Raw genomic sequence first — 22,455 nt, 5'->3', positions numbered from 1 at the left:
ACAAAATTTCTATGAAAAGGCTTCGAACTCATCATTAAATAGTGATTGGTTTTTTCTGTTTTGATATTGATCATATAATGTATAAATTGCTGTTGATTTTCAGCGAAATCAGTAGGCAATTAGGCTGGTTATAATTTAATTCTGAAAATTTCAAATCTTCAAAATGGAACATAAGGAATTTGATGCGCCTGTTGAACTTCAGGATACCGTAAAGTGCTTTTGGTATAACAGAAAGCACTTTGGAGAAGTACAGTCTGATTTTGAAGTAGTACCCGATGGCTATGCTGAAATTATTTTTCATTTTGGGAGTACGTTAAGCATATCTTATGATGGAACCCTCCGCCCGCTGCCGTCACCATTTATTATGGGGCTCCTCAATCAACCAGCAGTTTTCAATACTAAAGATACCTTAGAAATTATTGGCATCAGATGCTTTCCATGGACGGTTTTTGATTTGCTTGGGCTGCCATCCGGTAAAGACGGGCTGCACTTATTGGAGCATCCGGTTACCGATCTGCAATTCCAATTGCCCCACTTGATCCAGGCCGGGCAAATACAAGAAGCCATTGCTTTGGTCACAGCATACTTTATCAGTTTACGGTCTCAGGTAGGCGTTAACACCATGCTGTTCAAAGCAGGAGCTGCCATGAGAGCCGCTAACGGAACGTTGCCGGTAAGTGAGGTTGCCGCATCAGCTCACGCGACGATTCGTACACTGGAAAGGAAATTTAAGCAATCTTCAGGCTACACCGTGAAAGATGTATCTGCTTTGATGCGTTTTGAACAGGTCCGAAATCATTTATGGCTGTACCCGGATTCCAATCTTGCCGGTTTAGCCCATGAACTGGGGTATACGGACCAATCCCACCTAAGCCGGGAATTCAAACGCTATACCGGAATGACACCCGCCGCATTCGCCCGGAAAACAAAGTGCGAGAAACAGGCGTCTGATGGTCATATTATTTGATACAAAATACCCTCAACAATACTTTAAATCAGTTTCAATTATCTTCACCATTCTTTCCACCAAAGAAAAAATCTGCTCAATCCGCAAAATCCGCGAGAGTACAATTATTAATCAAAACTTGTAACCACTAAAAGATGTTTCAAAATTTACAAGATCAGCGAGATGAAATTTTTTCACATTCAAGCAATTTATTAAACTAGTTAAATGTACAGGATTTTTCATCGCCCTACATTTGTATTATCAAAATCAAATAATCACTAACGATATGGACAGAAAAGATTTTTTAAAGAAAGGATTATTAGGAACAGGAATGTTTGTAGCATCAGCTTCACTGGGAAATACCATGAAAAATGAAATTGATGAAATCGAGCCGTTAGAACCGATCGGATATAATCATTTACCCAATCCTGATTCTAAAATTAAAGATAATTCCGTGATTCACAAAGCGGATTCAAGAGGAAAAGCCGACCACGGATGGCTGGTGAGCAATCATACGTTTAGCTTTGCCAACTACCACAATCCCGAAAGAATGCACTTCGGAGTATTGAGAGTTTTAAATGATGATCAGGTAGAAGGAGGAAGAGGATTTGGAACCCATCCGCACGATAATATGGAAATCATCAGTATTCCTTTAGAAGGCGACCTGGAGCATAAAGACAGCATGGGAAATGCCGCAGTGATTAAAAGTGGGGATATCCAGGTGATGAGTGCCGGAACGGGAATTATGCACAGTGAATATAATAAAAACAGTGATAGTGTTGTAAAATTCCTTCAGATATGGGTCTATCCTAAAAAAAGAAATGTGCCCCCAAGATATGACCAGATTACGTTGGATAAAGCCCAAAGACAGAATATATTTCAGCAGATTGTATCTCCCAATGCAGATGATGAAGGAGTTTGTATTCATCAGGATGCCTGGTTTCACTTAGGAACTTTTGAAAAGGGTTTTCAAACACAGTATCAGGTAAAGAAAAAAGGAAACGGAATCTATGCCTTTATCATCAAAGGAAATGCGGAGATTGAGGGGCAGAAAGTCGAAGAAAGAGACGGTTTTGGAGTCTGGGATATTGCCGATTTGAATATAAAATCAACAACGGATGGAACTGAAATTCTATTGATGGAAGTTCCGATGACGATGTAATCAATTGGAGAATTTCAGGATAGAAAATTTACCGTCTTTAATTTCTTGCTGAAGTGAAACGCCTGGCGCCTTAAAAATACAAAGCAGATAAAACCTTTGCGTCTTTTCATTAAAAAAACAAAAAATCTAAACAAAATACCATGAAAAATACCCTAAAAAATACAGTAAACAAATCATTGCTTATCGCAGGATTAGTATTTTCAAGCTTTACTTTTGCCCAAACAACCACTACAAAAGCTTCTCTGGTACTCACTGCTATCGGAACATCCAAAAACTGGGGCTCGGTAAACGGAATTTCAATGATCGGGCTGGTACAGGGACCTTCTTCCGCAGATGCCCAGCTTCAGGTAGCCTGTGTTTTTGAATATACTGAAAACGACATCCACAGCCCTCAGGCTTTACCCGCCAATCTGAACGGATTGGTCCATTTGGATGAAGCTTTGAAAGGTGAACTCACCAAAATCAGACAGTCAGGACAATTTAAGGGACATTCATTAGAAACCATTTTGATTACGCCACCTGCGGGCTCCATGTCAGCAAAAAAACTATTGTTAATCGGATTGGGCGACCGCAATGCATTCACTCCTGAACTCATGGCTTCTGTAGGTGAAGTGGCCGCTCGTGAAGCGATGAGACTGGGTGTAACCAATTTTGCCTTTGCCAGCGATCTGAAAGACGCCGGAATTGATTCTCCCACCGCTTTGGTAGCCGGAAATGTAGTAAAAGGAATTGTATTGGCCAGCCGTTTCGAAATTTACCTAAGAGAACATAACCTTTCCAATACAAAGAAATTAGAAAAAGTATATCTGCTGGCAGGCCCATCTTTCTTTGAGACTGCAGGCGGCGGGATTTCAGAAGCCATTGCAGAAGTAAAAAAGAAATAATGAACTTAATTTCGTTACTATTGTTGATCGAGCCCTCTTTTTATAAAGGGGGATTTGTGTTATATTTACTTTTCAAGAAAATGATATGGGATTAGGACTTGAAATAAGTTTTGTATTTGATAAAGAGGAGCCTTTATGGCAATATCTGGAATTGGGAGATCAATACCATTTTGACGGAAGAGACGGTTTAAATCTGGTTATGACCGGTGAGAGTCCGGAAGATGATGACAGATTATTGTGTCAAATAGAAAGAGTCTTACATGTTGACCTGAAAATATTGGATTTCTGGAATTTTTATGAAGAATATATTGATCTGGAGGTTTTAAAATCTAATCTGGTACAATTGAAGAATGCATTGAAAAAACAACCTGACTTCTATAAAAAGATAGCGTATGGACATAATATTGAAGAGGGTTATCTGAATGAGAAGTTTGCTGAGGATGTAAATTTTCTTATTGAAAGGCTGGATCTGAATATAATAAACGGTGCAGAAAAAGTAATGTTTGTCAGCTCATAATCATTAATATTGTTGGGAGGTTTGGGATGCTGGTACCTACAACTTATTAGAGATCAACTCCCCAATTAAATTAGCAAAATCCAAAAAAAATCCCGATTTTTGCAACCCTTTCTATAATCCGATTATTCATGAAGCTTTGTATTGCCGAAAAACCCAGTGTTGCCAGAGATATCGCCAAAGTATTGGGCGCAACTACGCCTAAACAGGGCTATATGGAAGGAAACGGCTATTGTGTGACTTGGACGTTCGGACACCTTTGTACACTGAAAGAACCCCATGATTACGGGCCTCAGTTCAAATCCTGGAACTTATTTTTACTGCCCATTATTCCCAATAATTTCGGAATCAAATTAATTCCGAACAAAGGCGTTGAAAATCAGTTTAAAGTCATTGAAAGATTGGTGGAAGAATGTGATGAGGTGATCAATTGCGGGGATGCCGGGCAGGAGGGAGAACTCATTCAGCGTTGGGTATTGCAGAAAGCAAAATGCAACAAACCCATTCAGCGGTTATGGATTTCTTCCCTTACCGAAGAAGCGATTAAAGAAGGTTTTGAAAACTTAAAACCGGCCGAAGATTACAAGAATCTCTATCTTGCAGGAAATGCAAGAGCAATAGGAGACTGGTTATTGGGGATTAATGCGACCCGGCTTTTTACCAAAAAATTTGGCGGGAATAAAGTCGTTCTTTCTATCGGAAGAGTGCAAACTCCGACGTTAGCAATGCTGGTTCAGCGTCAGAAAGAGATTGATGCCTTTACCACCGAAGAATATTGGGAACTGAAGACCAAATACCGGGACGTTATTTTCAATGCAGCCATCGACCGTTTAAAAACCTTAGACCGCGCAGAAAAAGGGCTGGAATATCTTAAAGTAAATCCTTTTGAGATTGTTTCCTTTGAAATTAAAGAAGGAAAAGAGAAAAATCCAAGACTTTTTGACCTGACCGGACTTCAGGTGGAAGCCAATAAAAAATACGGGTATTCTGCAGACAGTACCCTGAAATATATCCAGAGTCTGTACGAGAAAAAGCATGTTACCTATCCGCGTGTGGATACCACTTATTTATCAGAAAGCCTTTATCCGAAAATTGATGGCATTCTGAGAAAAATGCATTTCTACCAGGACTTAATTGCTCCCTTGCTGGAGCAGCCGATTCCCAAATCGAAAACTGTTTTTGATGATGCGAAAGTAACCGATCACCATGCGATTATTCCGACAGAAGTTCCACCTTCACAGAATTTAAGCCGGGAAGAAAAACTGATCTATGATCTGGTAGCGAAACGTTTTATTTCCGTTTTCTATCCGGAATGTAAAATTTCAAATACACTGGTGGAGGGAAAAGTAGGAACCATCCCTTTCAAAACCAGCGGAAGACAGATTCTCGAACCGGGATGGAGAGCGGTGTATGCAAAAGATGCCAAGGAACCTTCCGAAAAAGATAAAGACAAAGAAGAAGAACAGACCATTCCTGAATTTACTGCTGGTGAAACAGGTCCTCATGATCCGATGATCCACCAAGGAAAAACTACGCCACCGAAACCATATACGGAAGCAACCCTTCTGCGGGCGATGGAAACTGCCGGAAAACAGGTAGACGATGAAGAACTTCGCGAAATGCTGAAAAATAACGGGATTGGAAGACCTTCAACCCGTGCGAACATCATTGAAACCCTTTTCAAACGCCAATACATCGAAAAGAAAAGAAAAAACCTGATTGCCACGCAAACCGGGATTCAACTGATCGATACCATTGAAGACGAATTGTTGAAGAGCCCTGAATTAACAGGAGAATGGGAATTAAAACTTCGTAAAATTGAAAGCGGTGAATATGAAGCCAATCAGTTTAAAGAAGAATTGATTCAGATGGTAACAGAACTCACTAAGAAAGTGGTCGATGGAAAAGGAAAAGTGATTATGCTACAGGAGGAAGAAAAAGTAGTGGAAAAGAAAAAAAGAGAACCTACTCCCAAAAAGGAACTTCAATCCTGGGAAGAAACCAAGTGCCCGAAATGTAAAGAAAATAACCTGATTAAAGGCAAAACGGCAGTAGGATGTTCCGATTTCAAAAACTGCGGATTTAAAATATCCTTTGAGATCTTTGGTAAAAAACTTTCTGAAAAACAATTGTTAGACCTTATTTTAAAGAGTAAAACTTCAAAATTAAAAGGATTCAGCACCCATGCTGACGGCTTGACAGAAGGTGTTTTATTATTGTCAGATGATTTCCAGGTTCAGCTTACTTAATGGTTACGACATTGAAAAATATTTATGTAATTTGTACTCAATTAAATGTACAGTAAATAAAAAATGACGCCAGAAAAAAAACAACTCATCACCGACAGCTTCAACCGTTCAGAAACCCTGAAATTCTACAGCGCAGAGCTGCTGGAAGTAGAAACTGATTTTGTGTCCATCAAGATTCCCAAAATGGAAATGATGACCCGAAAAGCAGGAATGTTCAATGGTGCTATGATTGCTTCATTGGTGGACGTTTCCTCAGGATATGCTGCGGTAAGTCATTACGAACAGGACTGTTATGTAGTCACCGTAGAGTTGAAAGTTAATTACCTGCGCCCAGCCATGGGAGATGCTTTGATTTCGAAATCGTACGTTGTGAAAGGCGGTTCGAAGATCAGCGTAATCAGAACCGAAATTTATGTTGTTAATGAAAACAGCAGTGCAGAAAGCCACGTTGCGACTTCTTTGGTTACGATGATGAAGATCAAATAGGAAAGACAGCAAGAAGCTTTGTCGTGCTGCAAAATGGCAAAAAGCGAGAAATTTCTCTGAATCCCAACACATCATAAAGATTGTTTCAGGATTTTTTAAGTTTTTAACAACCAAAAATATATAGTTGCAGTTTTACGATTCAGGTTCAAAAAATCCTTATATTAGAGTTGTTATAAGCTGTTTATTTATCCTGAATGGAATACCTTTTGCTCAGTAGCCCCTATAAACATTAAAAAATAATAATATGAACTTAATTATCCGATTGTTCGTAACCGCAATAGTTGCGTATCTTTTAACGAAAATTTTGCCCGGAGTACATTTTGAAGGATTTTCAACAGCGATTATCTTCGCGATTGTCCTGGGAGTTTTAAACCTGATTGTAAAGCCTGTTTTAGGCCTTTTAGGATTACCACTTACGATTATTACGTTAGGATTATTCGCTTTGGTGATTAATGCAGTCATTATCCTGATCGCTGATTACTTCATCGACAGTATGGTAGTAGATGGTTTCTGGTGGGCATTGATCTTCAGTGTACTGCTGTCAATATTTACTTCTCTCGCCAATTCTTTATTCTCAGATGGAGATTAACAAATAAAATGATCACACATAATAATCCGTCAATGCTATATTGGCGGATTTTTTTATGAATATACTTCATACTTTTAATTAAAATAGATAACCAACTTTAATTAAATTGTAGATTTTAAAAAACTTATATGGCCTACTTGTAAAGGATGTATATAACTTAATAATACCTAAAGTGTTTAAAAACCAGATTATACATTCAGGGATTCAAAATAAAATCTTTTGGATTCCGGTAAACTAAATGTTAATTATATCGTTCCTTTTTATTTTAAATATTAACTTTGGCAATCTTTGAATTAAATAGGAATTTATGAAACTTAAGTACAGTCTGCTGGCTTTGGCAGCTCCGCTTTTAATGAATGCACAACAATTAATGACGCCTGAGATTCTTTGGACTTTGAAAAAAGTAGGCGTACAGGCAGTTTCGCCGGATCAGTCCTCACTTATTTATAAAGTTGGGCAGGTCGATTTAAAAACAGAAAAAACAAAAAATGAGAATTATTTTCTCAATGTCCTTAATAACCAGTCTGTCAAAATAGATTTCGGTAAAAAAGCCCTTATTCAATGGGACAAAAACGGAATTTATGCTCAGGAAGGAGATAACATCTATCTTTCAAAAGACAATGGAAAAACATGGACTGAATTTTATACCATTGGAGAAGCCGACAATATTGTCATTTCTCCGGACGGAAAGAAAATTGCGTTCAGCAAGCAGGTTCTGGTTGAAAAGCTAATGGGGAAAGACAAATATGCCGACACTCCGAAAACGACTGCGCAGGTATATACCGATCTTAACCACAGACACTGGGATTATTATAACGAAGGTAAATACAACCATGTATTTGTGGTGAATGCTTCAGATAAAGTAGACGGAGCAAAAGATTTGCTAGAGGGTAAAACATGGGATTCTCCACAGAGACCTTTCGGGGGAACAGAAGATTTTATCTGGTCACCCGATTCAACACAACTTTTATACGTTACCAAACCTAAAAGCGGTAAAGAATATTCTACAAGCACAAACACTGATATTTTTGCCTACGACCTGGCGTCTGGAACGGTTAAAAACCTGACAGAATCCAACAAAGGTTATGACGTTAATCCAAAATTCAGCCCGGATGGGAAATCTTTGGCTTGGCAGAGTATGGCAAGAGACGGATATGAGGCCGATAAAAATGATGTAAAAATCATGGATTGGAAGTCCGGAAAGACTGAAAACCTTACAAAAGGCTGGGACGAAAGCATTTCCGGAGATGTTTTCTGGGGCGGAGATTCCAAAACGATTTATTTTACAGCTGCTTTCAAAGGAACTAAACAGCTTTTCTCTTTAGATTCCAAATCTTCTAAAGTACAGCAGATCACAAAAGGAGACTTTGATGTCAACGAGATCTTTGCAGATAACAAAAGCTCATTACTGGTAGGAAGAACCGATGTTAACCATGCTACAGATATATTCTCTGTTAATCTTAAGAACGGAGAAATGAAGCAGGTTACAGAACCTAACAAAGATGTTTATTCCAAATTAGCACAAGGTAAATCTGAGCTTAAAATGGTAAAAACAACGGACGGTAAAGAAATGGGAGTTTGGTTCCACTATCCACCGAACTTTGATCCGAACAAAAAATATCCTACTTTGGTGTACTGCCAGGGTGGCCCACAGTCTGCTTTGACGCAGTTTTTCAGTGTAAGATGGAACTTTGCACTTATGGCAGCCAACGGATATATCGTGGTAGCACCTAACCGTCGCGGAATGCCGGGCTGGGGTACTCAATGGAATGAAGAAATCTCCAGAGACTGGGGTGGACAACCGATGAAAGACTATCTTGCAGCAACAGATTATGCTAAAACTTTGCCTTATGTAGATGGTGATAGAGTAGCAGCAGTTGGAGCCAGTTATGGAGGATACAGTGTTTTTATGCTAGCTGGGATTCATGATAACCGATTCAAAACATTCATCGCACACGATGGATTATTCGATATGAAATCCTGGTATTTAACGACGGAAGAACTTTGGTTTGCCAACTGGGATTTAGGTTCTCCATGGGAAAAACCGCTTCCAAAAGCATATACGGAATTCAACCCAAGCAACTTTGTTGACAAATGGAATAAACCCATTATGATCGTTCAGGGAGGCATCGACTTCCGTGTACCGTATGAGCAGGGACAGGAAGCTTTCCAGGCTGCAAAAATGAGAGGTTTAAAATCTAAATTAGTATATTTCCCTAACGAAAACCACTGGGTTCTTCATCCGCAGAACGGTTTAGTTTGGCAGAGAGAATTCTTTGACTGGTTGAAAGAAACGTTGTAAGAAGTAAAAAACAATCATTATTTGATGATAATGATGTGAGAGATAATCAATGAAAGCGGGCTTTAGCCCGCTTTTTGTATGTCATATTTTTTGATATTCAATAAAAATGGGTTTTAACTCATTTAAAATATAACTCATATTTTGATCAAACCCAAAATCAATATATTTGAACAATGCAAAACAGAATTTCCTCATTTCCACCTCTTATTGATGAACAGTCTCAAATTGTCATTCTGGGATCTATTCCGGGAGTAAAATCTTTGGAAAAGCAGCAGTATTATGCTCATCCGCAAAATAAATTCTGGAAAATTATATTCGAATTATTCAATGAAAAATTCACGGAAGATTATGCAGAAAGAATCAATACTCTGAAAAGGAATTATATTGCCGTTTGGGACGTTATCGATTCCTGTGAGCGAAGGGGGAGCCTGGATTCCGAGATCAGAAATGAAGAAGCCAATCAGATTGCAGAGCTTCTAGAAAACTATCCCAACGTGAAAGCTATCTTCTGTAATGGAGGGAAATCCTATAAAAACCTGCAGAAAATCTTAGGAAAAAATTATAAACTTCCTGTTATGCTATTGCCGTCAACAAGTCCGCTTCATACCATTCCGTTTGAAAAGAAATATGAAGAATGGAAAAAGATCCTGGAGTTTATTAAGTGAACAGATTACTGCCCATAGTAAGCTGTAAGTATCTTTTCCCGCATCTTATTCAGATACTTAATATCTTTCGTGTTCGACAAAATAAACAGTGAAATATGTTTATCCACCAGATGCACCCAGTTAGCACTGTGTCCGTATCCTTCTCCCTGGCGTTCGGCAAATACCGTATTCACAGAACCGAATTTTTTAGGATACACCCAAAAACTGAATGCCGTATCTCCCAGTTCTTTATAGGACGTAAGCATGGTATCTAAGGTTGCTTTCTTAAACAAAGTATGGTTGAATATCGCCTGATCAAAAGCCAGAAGATCCTTAGGTGTGGAATACATAGCTCCGGCTGAGTAAAGATTATCAATATATGTATTGGTCGGCATATGAAGGGCAAAAGCATCAGTATCACTTGCGGTATAACCTTCATCCAAATTTTTGATGATGTCATCATGATGTAAAAATCCGGTGTTGTGCATATTCAAAGGAGTCAGAATTTGTTCCTTCAGGACTTCCTCAAAGGGTTTGCCATATATTTTTTCAATAATTTTGCCTAAAATGATATAATCTCCGTTATTGTAACTGAATTTCGTCCCCGGTTTATCGATTAACTTTTCAGATAAGAAGGTGGTGATAAAATCATCCAAATTCCAGATTGTATTATCATAAGCCTGATGAATAAGTTCTGGTGAGCTGATGTCTTTATGCATCCTTCCGCTGCTGTAAGTGAGCAAATTCCTAATCGTAGCCTTTTTTCCGGCCTCACCTTTATATTCAGGATAATAGGTCGAAAAGGGCGCATCCAGATTTATTTTCCCTTTTTCATACAATTGCATGATCAGTACGGCTGTAAAAGTTTTCGTAAGCGAAAAAATATGAAACCGGGTCTCCTCAGAATAAGGAATAGCATAAGGCCTATTGGCTAACCCTTTGTAGGTCAGTAGTTCAATATGACCGTCTTTAGCCAGTAATACCGAGCCGTTGAAGTTGTCATTTTTCACACTGGAGTTAATGACTTCCTCCGCTTTTTGGAGCTGAGAATGAGCGGTATTGATCATTAATAATAACAGACCTGCCAATATATTTTTCATGGAGACGTTTTTAAATTATTATAGCCATTTTGCCCAGTGAAAGTACTACTTTTTGGATATAAAATAATTAAAAAATTAATTGATTTGACATCTTTGTTAAATAAAGCTTGACAAAGGGGTATTCAATGTCGTATATTTGCATTCCGAAAATTACACTTGTAATTTTAATAATTTTTAAACCGTAATTTAAAAAAATGAAGACATCCGATTTTAATTTCGACCTTCCTGAGGAACTATTGGCAGAACACCCATCAGAACACAGAGATGAAGCTAGATTAATGGTTCTGGACAGAAAAACTGAAACCATTGAGCACAAACTGTTTAAAGATGTTGTTGATTATTTCGATGAGAAAGATCTATTCATTTTCAACAATACTAAAGTTTTTCCTGCACGTTTGTATGGAAACAAAGAAAAAACAGGCGCTAAAATCGAAGTTTTCCTTTTAAGAGAGCTTGATAAAGAAACCCGTGTTTGGGACGTTCTTGTGGATCCGGCAAGAAAAATCAGAATTGGAAATAAATTATTCTTTACTGAAGATGAATCTTTGGTAGCTGAAGTGATCGACAATACGACTTCAAGAGGAAGAACCCTAAGATTTTTATTCGACGGTTCTTATGAAGAATTCAGATCCAAATTAAAAGAATTGGGAGAAACTCCGCTTCCAAAATACATCAAAAGAGCTGTTGAACCTGAAGATGCTGAAAGATACCAAACCATCTATGCTAAAATAGAAGGCGCCGTAGCAGCACCTACAGCAGGACTTCACTTCTCAAAACATTTGATGAAGAGATTAGAGATCAAAGGAATTGATTTTGCTGAAGTTACCCTTCACGTAGGATTGGGAACATTCAACCCGATCGAAGTGGAAGATCTTTCTAAGCACAAAATGGAATCAGAGGAAATCATCATCGATGAGAAAAATGCTGATATCATCAATAAAGCAGTAGACGAGCACAGAAGAGTTTGTGCAGTAGGTACAACTACGATGAGAGCATTGGAAACTTCTGTTTCTTCAAACAAAAAGATTTCTGCATTCAACGGATGGACGAATAAATTTATTTATCCGCCTCACGACTTTGGAGTTGCGAACTCAATGATTACCAATTTCCACACTCCTAAATCTACATTATTGATGATGATTGCTGCATTTGCAGGAAGAGAATTCGTAATGCATGCTTATGAAGAAGCCGTAAAAGAAAAGTATAAATTCTATTCTTACGGTGACGCAATGTTAATTTTATAAAAATTATTGTATTAATGTAAAATGTACAGAGTAAAATGTAGAGATACATGCAAGCGTTACTCTATACATTTTACATGATACATTTTACAACAAAATGAAGGATATCCGTACTTTATCATTAGACCAGCTTAAAGACTATTTTCTGACCCTGGGAGAAAAGCCGTTTCGTGCGAAACAGGTCTATGACTGGCTGTGGAGTAAAAATCTCCATTCGATTGAGGAAATGACGAATCTTTCAAAATCGCTTCGTGAAAGAATTTCCGAAGAATATACGATTAACCCTGTTTCTGTAGATCTGCTTCAGAGAAGTTCAGACGGAACGATCAAAAACGGAGTGAAGCTTCACGACGGACTGATGGTGGAATCTGTTCTTATTCCAACAGAAACAAGAACTACAGCCTGCGTTTCTTCACAGGTAGGATGTTCATTAAACTGCGAATTCTGCGCAACCGCACGACTGAAAAGAATGCGAAATCTTGAAGTTGCCGAAATCGTAGATCAGGTGGCTCTTATTGACAGCCAAAGTAAAATGTACTTTGAAAGACCTCTTTCCAATATTGTTTTTATGGGAATGGGAGAACCAATGATGAACTACAAAAATGTAGTGGAATCCATCAGGAAGATTACTCAGCCTGAAGGTCTGGGCATGTCACCCAGAAGAATTACCGTTTCTACATCCGGAATTCCGAAAATGATCAAAATGCTTGCAGACGACGATCTGCGGGTGAAATTAGCATTATCACTGCACTCTGCCATAGAAGTAAAACGGAATGAAATCATGCCGTTTTCTGATAAATTCCCATTAACTGATATTATGGAGGCCCTTCAGTATTGGTACAAGAAAACCAATTCTGTGATTACTTTCGAATATTGTGTCTGGAAAGGCATTAATGACGGAGACGAGGATATTAAAGCACTCATCAGATATTGTAAGCAGGTTCCTTCCAAAGTGAATCTTATCCAATACAATCCGATTGGAGACGGAAAATATGACAAATGCAACAAACAGGCGGAGGAGAATTATGTTCGTCAGCTTGAAAATGCAGGAGTTACCGTGATGATCAGAAAAAGCCGTGGGGGAGACATTGATGCTGCCTGCGGACAGCTGGCCAACAAAACAGCCGATTAAAATTTCATTAAAAACAGCAGGATATTTTCTTAAAGATTCCTTAAAGCCTTACCTTTACAAAAACTAATAAGTAATGATGGATTACTTTATGGGCGAGGACGGGTTAGAGAATGTTTATGCATGGTCAATTCCTCTTCATGCTACCGTTATTTTAGCTGAAATGATCTATAGCCACGTTTCAGAGGCTAAACTATACAATGGAAAAGACGTTGCCACCAGTGTTTATCTTGCATTGATGAACTTTGGACTAGACCTTATCATGAAGGTCTTTGCCATGGGCGTTATGTTTTTCTTTTACAACCACCGCCTTTTTACCTGGGATTTTACAGTGGGATATTGGCTGATCTGTTTTATCATTACAGACTTTGCCTATTATGTTCTTCATTATGTAGATCATCATTCACGGGCGTTTTGGGCAGTACATATTACCCATCACAATTCCGAATATTTCAACCTGACGACAGGCTTCAGAAGTCCGGTGTTACAACCTTTGTACCGGTATTTATATTTCTCACCTTTAGCGTTTTTAGGATTTAATCCCTGGCATATTATGGTGGTGTACGCCATCGGACAAGTGTATGGAACCTGGGTTCATACCCAAACTGTGAAAAGTATGGGGATTTTAGAATATATTTTAGTCACTCCTTCCCATCATAGAGTACATCACGCATGCAATATCAAATATCTCGACAGAAATATGGGAATGTGCCTGATTATCTGGGATAAAATGTTCGGAACCTTTGAAAAGGAAGATCCCAATGTTCCTATAAAATACGGAATATACCCCAAAATGCCGGACAACAGACCAGACACGGTACTTCTATATGAATGGAGGAAAATCTGGAAAGATATGAAGCAGCCGGGCCTGAAATTTTCCGACAGGATCAATTATCTGTTCAATTCTCCTGGCTGGAGACATGATGGTACCGGGAAGACGGTAAGACAATACCAGCAAGAATATTTCGAAAAGAAAGCAAATATCCGAAAACGAGAAAAGTCAGCTTAAAATTTTTCATATTGAATAGATATTAGACAAAAGATAGGGTTTTTTCAGCCACACATATTTATAAAAGTGTCGATTCATTGTTAAATAATGAGTTGTTAATGATCCTTTCCGCCTTTACTATTTAAAAATAAAGCTTTATTTTTACCGTATGAAAAAATTATTTCTGGTGGTTGCCGTGATTATTTCTCAAACTGCATTTTCTCAGCAGGCCGATTTTCTGAAAATAAAAAAGTACCGGATTAATTATCTTAATGATAGAATGCATGAATCTTCCGGGCTTAATATCCTGAACGGAAATTTATACACCTTCAACGACAGTGGAAACGCTCCCGAACTTTTTGAGATCAATAAAACTTCAGGCGAGATTATTAATGTGCTGAAAATAGAGGCACAGAATACAGACTGGGAAGCATTAACCAATGACGGAACTTATTTTTATATCGGTGATTTTGGGAATAATGACGGAAGCAGAAAGCACTTGAAAATTTTTAAAGTTCCTGTTCAAAATAACGGTCCGGTTCAGACCCTGCCGTTTTATTATCCCGATCAGAATGATTTTAGTTCCAGATATTACCGTATGGATCTGGATGCCGAGGCAATGGTCTACACGAATAAAAAACTTCATATTTTTTCTAAAGAATGGGTGTCAAAAAAAGTAACCCACTACATTATAGACCCTGAAATTACTGAAAATCAGAAAGCGGAGAAGGTAGAATCCTATACAACCAATTATCTTGTTACAGACGCTGCCTATTTTGACGGTAAGCTGTATCTGGTGGGATACACCAAGAAAACAGAAGTATTTTTGGATGTTTTCAAAGAAAAGGAACCAGGTATCTTTTTTAAAGAAAAACCTAAGCATTATTACCTGGGAACGGCTTTGGCTATTGGGCAAATCGAAGGAATTGCAGTAGATGAATCAGGAATCTATATTTCCGGGGAAAAATTCAAATCTCCGCTGGGAAGTGCAAAGCCCAGTCTGTATTTTATTCCAAAAGAAAGATTCAAAGATTGAAAAACAACCTAAAATTGCCCGAAAAAAATTATCTTTGTTAAATTAATTAACTATTTATCTATCATTTAGAATTTTGGCTAACATTGTAGAAGAAATCAAGCAACCGATCAATGAAGAAATGAAACTTTTCGAGCAGAAGTTTTATGAATCGATGCAGAGTAAAGTCGCTTTATTAGATAAAGTTACTCGTTTTATCGTTACTACGAAAGGAAAACAGATGCGTCCTATGTTTGTATTTCTTTGTGCAAAATTAATAGGTGACGTGAACGAAAAAACCTACCGCGGAGCATCAATGATCGAATTGATCCACACGGCGACGCTGGTTCATGATGATGTGGTGGATGAAAGTTTTAAAAGACGTAATTTTTTCTCTATTAATGCGTTATGGAAGAATAAAATTGCGGTACTGGTAGGAGATTACTTATTATCAAAATCTGTACTTCTTTCTACTGATCATAAAGATTACGACCTTCTTGGCGTAATTTCAAGAACCATCCGTGAAATGTCTGAAGGCGAGCTTCTTCAATTGGAAAAAGCCAGAAAACTGGACATTACAGAAGATGTGTATTATGAAATTATCCGCCAGAAAACAGCAACTTTAATTGCTGCGTGCTGTGAAATCGGAGTATTATCTAACAATGCGGATGAAGTATTGGCCAAAAAAATGCAGGATTTTGGAACCTACACCGGAATGGCTTTTCAGATCAAAGATGACCTTTTTGATTACTTAAGTTCCAATGTGATTGGCAAACCGGTTGGAATTGATATTAAAGAACAGAAAATGACACTGCCTTTGATTCACACATTAAAGATCGCCAGTGAAGCTGACAGAAAATATTATCTTACTACGATAAAACGATATAACAACGACCAAAAAAGAGTAAAAGAGCTTATTACTTTCGTGAAAGATTCCGGTGGTTTGGAATATGCGATTGGTGTGATGAAAGATTTTCAACAGAAAGCAAAAAATATCCTCAACGAATTTCCTGATTCTGAACCGAAAAAATCGTTACATAGTATGCTGGATTATGTAATTGAAAGAAAATTTTAAACTAAAATAGTTTCAGTGTTACAATAATAACGGCTAAAACTATACAAAATAAGGCGGTTAAAAATAAATAATCCGCAATAGTCTCAAATTTGGTTTCCTGCTTTGTATTTGAGGTCCTTATTGATAAAAATGAGAAAAAACAGCTGCACGCAAAAAAAATACATGCAATAGCGGCAAATTCGTCCAGATAGGTAGCCTGGCTCATTTTACTGATCTTTAAAGAAGTTATGATCAACAGCGAAAACCCTAATAGATTGCTGGAAGCGTTTAAGATATGAGGTGATTTCTTATCCATAACATATATTTTTACCAAAGTAAAACACAATTTTTCTTATTATCAAATTTTTAAAAAAGATTATTAAAAATTAAAATTAATTTAAAAATTGTATATTAGCAAAATACTTGAAGAATAAAAAAACTTTTACATTTGGCTATGCAGACAACCTATATTGAAACACAGCAGATTTCCTTTCAAGATTTTAAAAATCAAATACTTGAAGACTATAAGTTAGGGAGAATTTCTCGTGAAATGTCTTATTTAGGAAGAAGAGAAGTACTTACAGGAAAAGCTAAATTCGGAATTTTCGGGGATGGAAAAGAGCTTCCACAGCTTGCTATGGCGAAAGTGTTCAGAAATGGAGACTTCCGTTCAGGATACTACAGAGATCAGACGTTTTCATTAGCAATCAACGCCTTAACGGTTGAAAGTTTCTTCGCTCAGCTATATGCTGATACCAGCGTAGAAAGAGAACCTGCATCAGCCGGAAGACAGATGAACGGACACTTTGCAACAAGAAGTTTAAACGAAGACGGAAGTTGGAAAGATTTAACGGCACAGAAAAACATATCTTCTGATATTTCTCCTACAGCAGGGCAGATGCCAAGATTGCTGGGATTGGCTCAGGCTTCCAAAATATATAAATCAGTACAATTTGAAGGATCTGAAAAATTTTCGAAAAACGGAAATGAAATCGCTTTCGGTACCATTGGAGATGCTTCTACTGCAGAAGGTCATTTCTGGGAAACCCTGAATGCCGCATGTGCTCTTCAGGTTCCTATGATTGTTTCTATTTGGGATGATGGCTATGGAATTTCGGTTCCTACTAAAAATCAGAGAGCAAAAGCGGACATTTCTGAAATGTTAAGCGGTTTCCAGAGAAAAGAAGGCGAAAACCAGGGATGTGAGATCATTCAGGTAAAAGCATGGGATTACCCGGCATTACTGGATGCGTATGCCAAAGCTGAACATTTTGCAAGAACAGAAAGTGTTCCGGTAGTGGTTCACGTAATTGAAGTTACACAGCCTCAGGGACATTCTACTTCAGGATCTCATGAGAGATATAAAAATGAAGAACGTCTTGCCTGGGAAACGGATTTTGACGGAATTGTGAAATTCAGAGAGTGGATTTTAAACTATTCCATTGAAATTGAAGGAAAAGAAGAAATCATTGCAGCAACAGAAGAACTGGATGCTATTGATGAGGAAGCCAAAAAAATGGTAAAAGCCGGTCAGAAAAAGGCTTGGGAAAGTTACCAGAAAACCATTACAGATCTTATTCAGTCCGTATTGCCTTTAGTGGAAAACCTTAAAGGACAAAATGCTGAGATTGAAAATTATATCGCTCATTTCAATAAATTAGTTTCCAAAGCTAAAAAAGATGCTTTCCATTTGGTAAGAAAAGCTTTACTGGCTACAAGAGGAACTAATTCTGCAGAAAGAAACCAATTGATGCAGAAATACAATGAGGTTTTCGAAATAGAAAAAGACAACTATTCTTCCCATTTATATTCTCAGTCTCAATGGAAAGCTGAAAATGTACAGGAGATCAAACCGGTATATTCAGACAGCTCTGAAGACGTGGACGGAAGAGTCGTGGTAAGAAATAATTTTGATAAAATTTTTGAAAAATATCCTCAAACCTTAGTCTTTGGTGAAGATGCCGGAAATATCGGTGACGTCAACCAGGGATTGGAAGGAATGCAGGAAAAATACGGTGATATTCGTGTCGCAGATACCGGAATTCGGGAAGCTACGATCCTGGGACAGGGAATTGGTATGGCGATGAGAGGACTAAGACCTATCGCTGAAATCCAATATCTGGATTACATCCTTTACTGTTTACAGGGAATGAGCGATGATCTGGCAACCGTACAATACAGAACCAAAGGAGGCCAAAAGGCTCCGGTGATCATCAGAACAAGAGGACACAGATTAGAAGGAGTATGGCATTCAGGCTCTCCAATGGCAGGAATTCTGAACCTTTCAAAAGGAATTTTGGTGTTGGTACCGAGAAACCTGACTAAAGCAGCCGGATTCTATAACACGATGTTGAAGAGTGATGATCCCGCCGTAATTGTTGAGTGTCTGAACGGATACAGATTAAAAGAAAAACAGCCGGATAACTTAGGAGAATTTACAGTTCCTGTAGGAAAAATTGAAGTAACTAAAGAAGGGAAGGACGTAACACTGGTTACCTATGGTTCAACCTGGAGAATCGTAATGGAAGCAGCAGAAGAACTGGCGAAATTAGGAATCAATGCAGAAGTTATTGATGTTCAGTCTCTGATTCCTTTCGATTTATCTCACGAAATTGCAGAAAGCGTTAAGAAGACAAACCGTTTGGTAGTGATCGACGAAGATGTAGAAGGAGGTACCTCAGCATTTATCTTACAGCAGATCCTGGAAAAGCAGAAAGCATTCAGATACCTGGATTCAGATCCGTTAACGATTGCAGCGAATGATCACAGACCTGCATATGCAAGTGATGGTGATTATTTCAGCAAACCGTCTGCAGACGATATGGTTGAAAAGATCTACGCACTATTTAACGAAACAAACCCTCAGAAATATCCTGCGATATTTTAATGGGGATTTTAGATAAAACGAAACCGCTTTCTTTGGGAAGCGGTTTTTTTATTTAGAATATTGATTGTATAGATTATAAAAAGTAGATTTGAAAAATAAATTCTTATACGATCTCCTTTTTAGTTTCTTTGCTGGATAAAGAACAACTTTTCTGGCCATTAAAATCTTCAGTAGCAAATTTTGCTTCCCATTCCTCCAGCAAATACAAAATCGGCAACAATGCCAGTCCTTTCTCTGTCAAAGAATATTCAACCCTTGGGGGAAGTTCTTTAAATTCTTCTCTGATGATCAGTCCGTCGGTTTGCATTTCTCTTAACTGGTCGGTCAGAACTTTTCTGGAAATCACATTAATGCGTACAGCAAGCTCTCCGAACCGAAGTTTACGGTCTTTGATCACCAGTACAATAATAGGCTTCCATTTGCTTCCTAAGGCTGACATTGCTTTGCCTAAAGGGCAGCTGTATTTCATCAGTTCATTCTTTACCATATGCGTTACTTCTAAGTTACTAATGTAAGTTACTGCGAAGTTACCACTTTTTTTTCTTTAAAAGATACAAATGCGAACTATTATTAGTTACTTTGTGTAACAATTTAAAAATGTTAAATAAAATAATTGCAAAAATGAATACAGACGCATTATTTAGTCCATTTAGTTATAAAAATCTTCAACTTAAAAATAGAGTGGTAATGGCTCCGATGACAAGGGCTCAATCTGATAACGGAGTACCCACTCAGCAAATCGTAGATTATTACGCAAGAAGAGCAGCTTCTGATGTAGGATTGATTCTTTCCGAAGGAACAGTGATCAACCGTCCAGGATCCAAAAACATGCAGAATATCCCTGATTTCTACGGTACAGAAGCATTACAGGGCTGGAAAAACGTGATTGATGCGGTTCATGCCAATGGCGGTAAAATGGGGCCTCAGATCTGGCATGTAGGTGATACAAGATCATCCGCAGATTATCCGTTAGTGGATATGGAGAAAGCTTCAACGATGACATTGGAAGATATTCAGGATACCATTGCTCAGTTTGCAGCATCTGCGAAATCTGCTAAAGATTTAGGATTTGATGTGCTGGAAATCCACGGAGCGCATGGATATTTGATTGACCAGTTTTTCTGGGAAGTCACCAATACCAGAACCGATGAATACGGTGGTAAGACACTGAAAGAGAGAAGCAAATTTGCTGTTGATATTGTGAAAGCGATCAGAGCAGCAGTGGGTGAAGATTTCACCATTATCATCCGTCTTTCCCAATGGAAACAACAGGATTACAAATCCAGACTGGCATCCACACCTGCTGAAATGGAAGAATGGTTACTCCCTTTGAAAGAAGCCGGAGTAGATATTTTCCACTGTTCACAACGTCGTTTCTGGGAACCTGAATTCGAAGGTTCTGATCTGAATTTTGCAGGCTGGGCTAAAAAAATTACCGGACAACCCACTATAACAGTAGGATCTGTAGGTCTTGAAGGTGACTTTATGGGTGCATTTGCCGGTCAGGGAACTGAAAAAGCAGATTTGTCAGAATTAATCAGAAGACTTGAAAGAGGTGATTTTGACTTGGTCGCTGTCGGAAGAGCACTTTTACAGGACCCTGAATGGGTAAAAAAAGTAAAAGAAGGAAATACCGATGAGCTTTTAAACTTTTCTGCGGAAAGTTTAGGCGTTCTTTACTAAAAAGCAAGCATGAGTTGTGAATGTACTTTGCTGATGATATCAGTGCAGTAATCCAATTGGCAATTCACTTATTTATATTAAATTTTCTACCTGTTTATCTTTTTAAACAAAACCGGCTTCAGAATTTCTGAAGCCGGTTTTTAGTTTTAATCGCTTAGAGTCTAAAAAATAAAACCGTTCCCAAAAAATGAGAACGGTTTATTAACAGATTTAAATATCTAAAATTGTCAGATGAATGACAATAGTGATGTCTTATAAACCAATATTTTGAGTTGGTTTTAATTGTTTTAAAATGTTTTTTGGAATGGCATTTTTATGAAAAAGAATTGCCGTTGATTTATACTCAACATACGGTCTTGTTACATAAATATATCCTTCAAAATCGTTGGTTACTCCCCAGGAATTTTTCACCATATAATATTCTTTTCCAGACTGATCTTTTGCCAATCCTACGATGTGCATACCGTGATCATCCGTTGTAGAAAAGTTGTTAAGAGCTTTCTGACGCATATCCTCAGTGATCGTTTTGTCTTTTTTAGGCTCCGTAAACAGATCTTTTTTATTATCAGCATTGATCTGGTCCAAATCTACATCCGGAACATAGGCAACTCCATTTTTATAAGAGAAATAAGGCTCAGATACGTCCGTTGCCCAACCTACAGAATATCCTTTCGCTACTGCATTATCAATAATAGCAGTAAGATCTTTCATTGGAACATTCCAGTCAGAATCATGGCTCCAGTTATCAGGAATCGGAACTACAAATTTTTGATAATATGCATAATCTTTATAAGAAGACAATTCTACATAATCTTCAGGATTAATACCTACTACTTCCTTAGCGAAAGTTATAGGAGTATAAGATTTTCCTCCGTACGTAAAGTTAGCAGGAACTTTTCCTAAATATTCATCTAAAATAGCATCTACAGAAGACATCCAGTCGTCAGAAAGTTTTCCTTTTGAAGAAGCTGCTACCAAACTGTCAAGAACAGGCTTTATTTTCCCCTGCATTTCTTTGAAGTTATTGGTAGTCTGTCCGTGTGTTAATCCTGTATACGCCTCCTGAGGCACAGCACCGTACTTTTTGTACATATTAATTACATCATGTAATTCTCCTCCATCACCCCAGCTGATTGCTCCGCCGTTAAGAACATATAATTTTGCTTTATCGTGATAAGAATTCCTTGCGGTAAAGATTTCAGCCAAATCTACAGGCTTTTTACCCATACGTTGCATTTCAGATTCAAGGAATGAATTTCCAGAATAACTCCAGCAAGTTCCTGATGAACCTTGGTTTTTTACTGAAGTGGCGCCAACATCTTTTAAGGTTTCAAACTTAAAATTGGCATTTTGTGATTGATTGTTTTTTAACTTATTGATTAAGTCATCCTGTGCAAACATCATACTTCCTGCAGACAAAACAAAAAGTAATGATGCAAATTTGTTATTTTTCATTACTATAAAAAGATTATTATATGAATAGTCGGTACTATTAAAGATAAGTTACAAAGGTAAAAGTTAAATTTGAATTAAAAAAAGATAGGGAGCTTCTTCATCCATTGGCTTACCTAATTTTTTTATTGAA

General features: G+C 37.8%; 20 protein-coding genes. 16 read left to right on the top strand and 4 right to left on the bottom strand.

Annotation, left to right across the window (positions count from 1 at the left end):
* Nucleotides 1-163 precede the first annotated feature (163 nt).
* From IW15_RS16740 to IW15_RS16700, 9 genes are all read left to right on the top strand, one after another.
* Complete coding sequence (locus IW15_RS16740) at nt 164-967, top strand: helix-turn-helix domain-containing protein (RefSeq protein WP_034713741.1); 804 nt, start codon at nt 164-166, stop codon at nt 965-967.
* Between the two features lie 265 nt (nt 968-1,232).
* Complete coding sequence (locus tag IW15_RS16735) at nt 1,233-2,108, top strand: pirin family protein (protein WP_034713739.1); 876 nt, start codon at nt 1,233-1,235, stop codon at nt 2,106-2,108.
* A gap of 140 nt (nt 2,109-2,248) precedes the next feature.
* Nucleotides 2,249-2,992 (top strand): M17 family peptidase N-terminal domain-containing protein, encoded by a 744-nt coding sequence (locus IW15_RS16730; RefSeq protein ID WP_034713737.1) that lies wholly within the window; start codon nt 2,249-2,251, stop codon nt 2,990-2,992.
* Between the two features lie 85 nt (nt 2,993-3,077).
* Complete coding sequence (locus IW15_RS16725; protein WP_034713736.1) at nt 3,078-3,509, top strand: hypothetical protein; 432 nt, start codon at nt 3,078-3,080, stop codon at nt 3,507-3,509.
* A gap of 128 nt (nt 3,510-3,637) precedes the next feature.
* A complete protein-coding gene (locus IW15_RS16720) occupies nt 3,638-5,755 on the top strand; it encodes a type IA DNA topoisomerase (RefSeq protein WP_034713734.1) in 2,118 nt (705 codons plus the stop codon).
* Nucleotides 5,756-5,818: 63 nt separating this feature from the next.
* Nucleotides 5,819-6,241 carry a PaaI family thioesterase gene (locus IW15_RS16715; RefSeq protein WP_034713732.1) on the top strand — a complete coding sequence of 141 codons (423 nt, stop codon included), beginning with the start codon at nt 5,819-5,821 and terminating at the stop codon, nt 6,239-6,241.
* Between the two features lie 244 nt (nt 6,242-6,485).
* Complete coding sequence (locus IW15_RS16710; RefSeq protein WP_034713730.1) at nt 6,486-6,830, top strand: phage holin family protein; 345 nt, start codon at nt 6,486-6,488, stop codon at nt 6,828-6,830.
* A 307-nt stretch (nt 6,831-7,137) separates the two neighbouring features.
* On the top strand, nt 7,138-9,132 hold the full coding sequence (locus tag IW15_RS16705; RefSeq protein WP_034713728.1) for a S9 family peptidase: 1,995 nt from the start codon (nt 7,138-7,140) through the stop codon (nt 9,130-9,132).
* 173 nt (nt 9,133-9,305) lie between these two features.
* On the top strand, nt 9,306-9,797 hold the full coding sequence (locus IW15_RS16700; RefSeq protein WP_034713727.1) for a DNA-deoxyinosine glycosylase: 492 nt from the start codon (nt 9,306-9,308) through the stop codon (nt 9,795-9,797).
* A 5-nt stretch (nt 9,798-9,802) separates the two neighbouring features.
* Here IW15_RS16700 and IW15_RS16695 read toward each other — a convergent pair whose 3' ends face one another.
* On the bottom strand, nt 9,803-10,876 hold the full coding sequence (locus IW15_RS16695; protein ID WP_185097428.1) for a serine hydrolase domain-containing protein: 1,074 nt from the start codon (nt 10,874-10,876) through the stop codon (nt 9,803-9,805).
* Between the two features lie 194 nt (nt 10,877-11,070).
* Between IW15_RS16695 and queA the strand changes: the two genes are divergently transcribed.
* From queA to IW15_RS16670, 5 genes are all read left to right on the top strand, one after another.
* Nucleotides 11,071-12,120 (top strand): tRNA preQ1(34) S-adenosylmethionine ribosyltransferase-isomerase QueA, encoded by a 1,050-nt coding sequence (gene queA / locus IW15_RS16690; protein WP_034713725.1) that lies wholly within the window; start codon nt 11,071-11,073, stop codon nt 12,118-12,120.
* Between the two features lie 94 nt (nt 12,121-12,214).
* Nucleotides 12,215-13,249 carry a 23S rRNA (adenine(2503)-C(2))-methyltransferase RlmN gene (gene rlmN / locus IW15_RS16685; protein WP_034713723.1) on the top strand — a complete coding sequence of 345 codons (1,035 nt, stop codon included), beginning with the start codon at nt 12,215-12,217 and terminating at the stop codon, nt 13,247-13,249.
* Nucleotides 13,250-13,322: 73 nt separating this feature from the next.
* On the top strand, nt 13,323-14,255 hold the full coding sequence (locus IW15_RS16680) for a sterol desaturase family protein (RefSeq protein WP_034713721.1): 933 nt from the start codon (nt 13,323-13,325) through the stop codon (nt 14,253-14,255).
* Between the two features lie 148 nt (nt 14,256-14,403).
* On the top strand, nt 14,404-15,270 hold the full coding sequence (locus tag IW15_RS16675; RefSeq protein WP_034713719.1) for a hypothetical protein: 867 nt from the start codon (nt 14,404-14,406) through the stop codon (nt 15,268-15,270).
* A gap of 73 nt (nt 15,271-15,343) precedes the next feature.
* The gene (locus IW15_RS16670) at nt 15,344-16,321 is read left to right on the top strand and encodes a polyprenyl synthetase family protein (RefSeq protein WP_034713717.1); all 978 of its coding nucleotides are present in this window, start codon (nt 15,344-15,346) and stop codon (nt 16,319-16,321) included.
* Between the two features lies 1 nt (nt 16,322).
* On the opposite strand, the gene IW15_RS16665 is transcribed toward IW15_RS16670, so the two are convergent.
* Nucleotides 16,323-16,616 carry a hypothetical protein gene (locus IW15_RS16665; protein WP_034713714.1) on the bottom strand — a complete coding sequence of 98 codons (294 nt, stop codon included), beginning with the start codon at nt 16,614-16,616 and terminating at the stop codon, nt 16,323-16,325.
* Between the two features lie 138 nt (nt 16,617-16,754).
* Between IW15_RS16665 and IW15_RS16660 the strand changes: the two genes are divergently transcribed.
* Entirely contained in the window at nt 16,755-19,187 is a 2,433-nt protein-coding gene (locus IW15_RS16660) for an alpha-ketoacid dehydrogenase subunit alpha/beta (protein ID WP_034713713.1), read from the top strand.
* Nucleotides 19,188-19,290: 103 nt separating this feature from the next.
* Here the strand turns inward: IW15_RS16660 and IW15_RS16655 are convergent, their stop codons facing one another.
* The gene (locus tag IW15_RS16655) at nt 19,291-19,656 is read right to left on the bottom strand and encodes a winged helix-turn-helix transcriptional regulator (RefSeq protein ID WP_228384389.1); all 366 of its coding nucleotides are present in this window, start codon (nt 19,654-19,656) and stop codon (nt 19,291-19,293) included.
* 152 nt (nt 19,657-19,808) lie between these two features.
* Here IW15_RS16655 and IW15_RS16650 point away from each other — a divergent pair, with 152 nt between their 5' ends.
* The gene (locus IW15_RS16650; RefSeq protein ID WP_034714077.1) at nt 19,809-20,870 is read left to right on the top strand and encodes an NADH:flavin oxidoreductase; all 1,062 of its coding nucleotides are present in this window, start codon (nt 19,809-19,811) and stop codon (nt 20,868-20,870) included.
* Between the two features lie 252 nt (nt 20,871-21,122).
* Here IW15_RS16650 and IW15_RS16645 read toward each other — a convergent pair whose 3' ends face one another.
* Complete coding sequence (locus tag IW15_RS16645) at nt 21,123-22,325, bottom strand: C1 family peptidase (protein WP_034713709.1); 1,203 nt, start codon at nt 22,323-22,325, stop codon at nt 21,123-21,125.
* Nucleotides 22,326-22,455: the final 130 nt, after the last annotated feature.

The organism is Chryseobacterium soli, from assembly GCF_000737705.1.
Taxonomy (GTDB): Bacteria; Bacteroidota; Bacteroidia; order Flavobacteriales; family Weeksellaceae; genus Chryseobacterium; species Chryseobacterium soli.
This window is presented reverse-complemented; position numbering and strand designations above follow the sequence as displayed.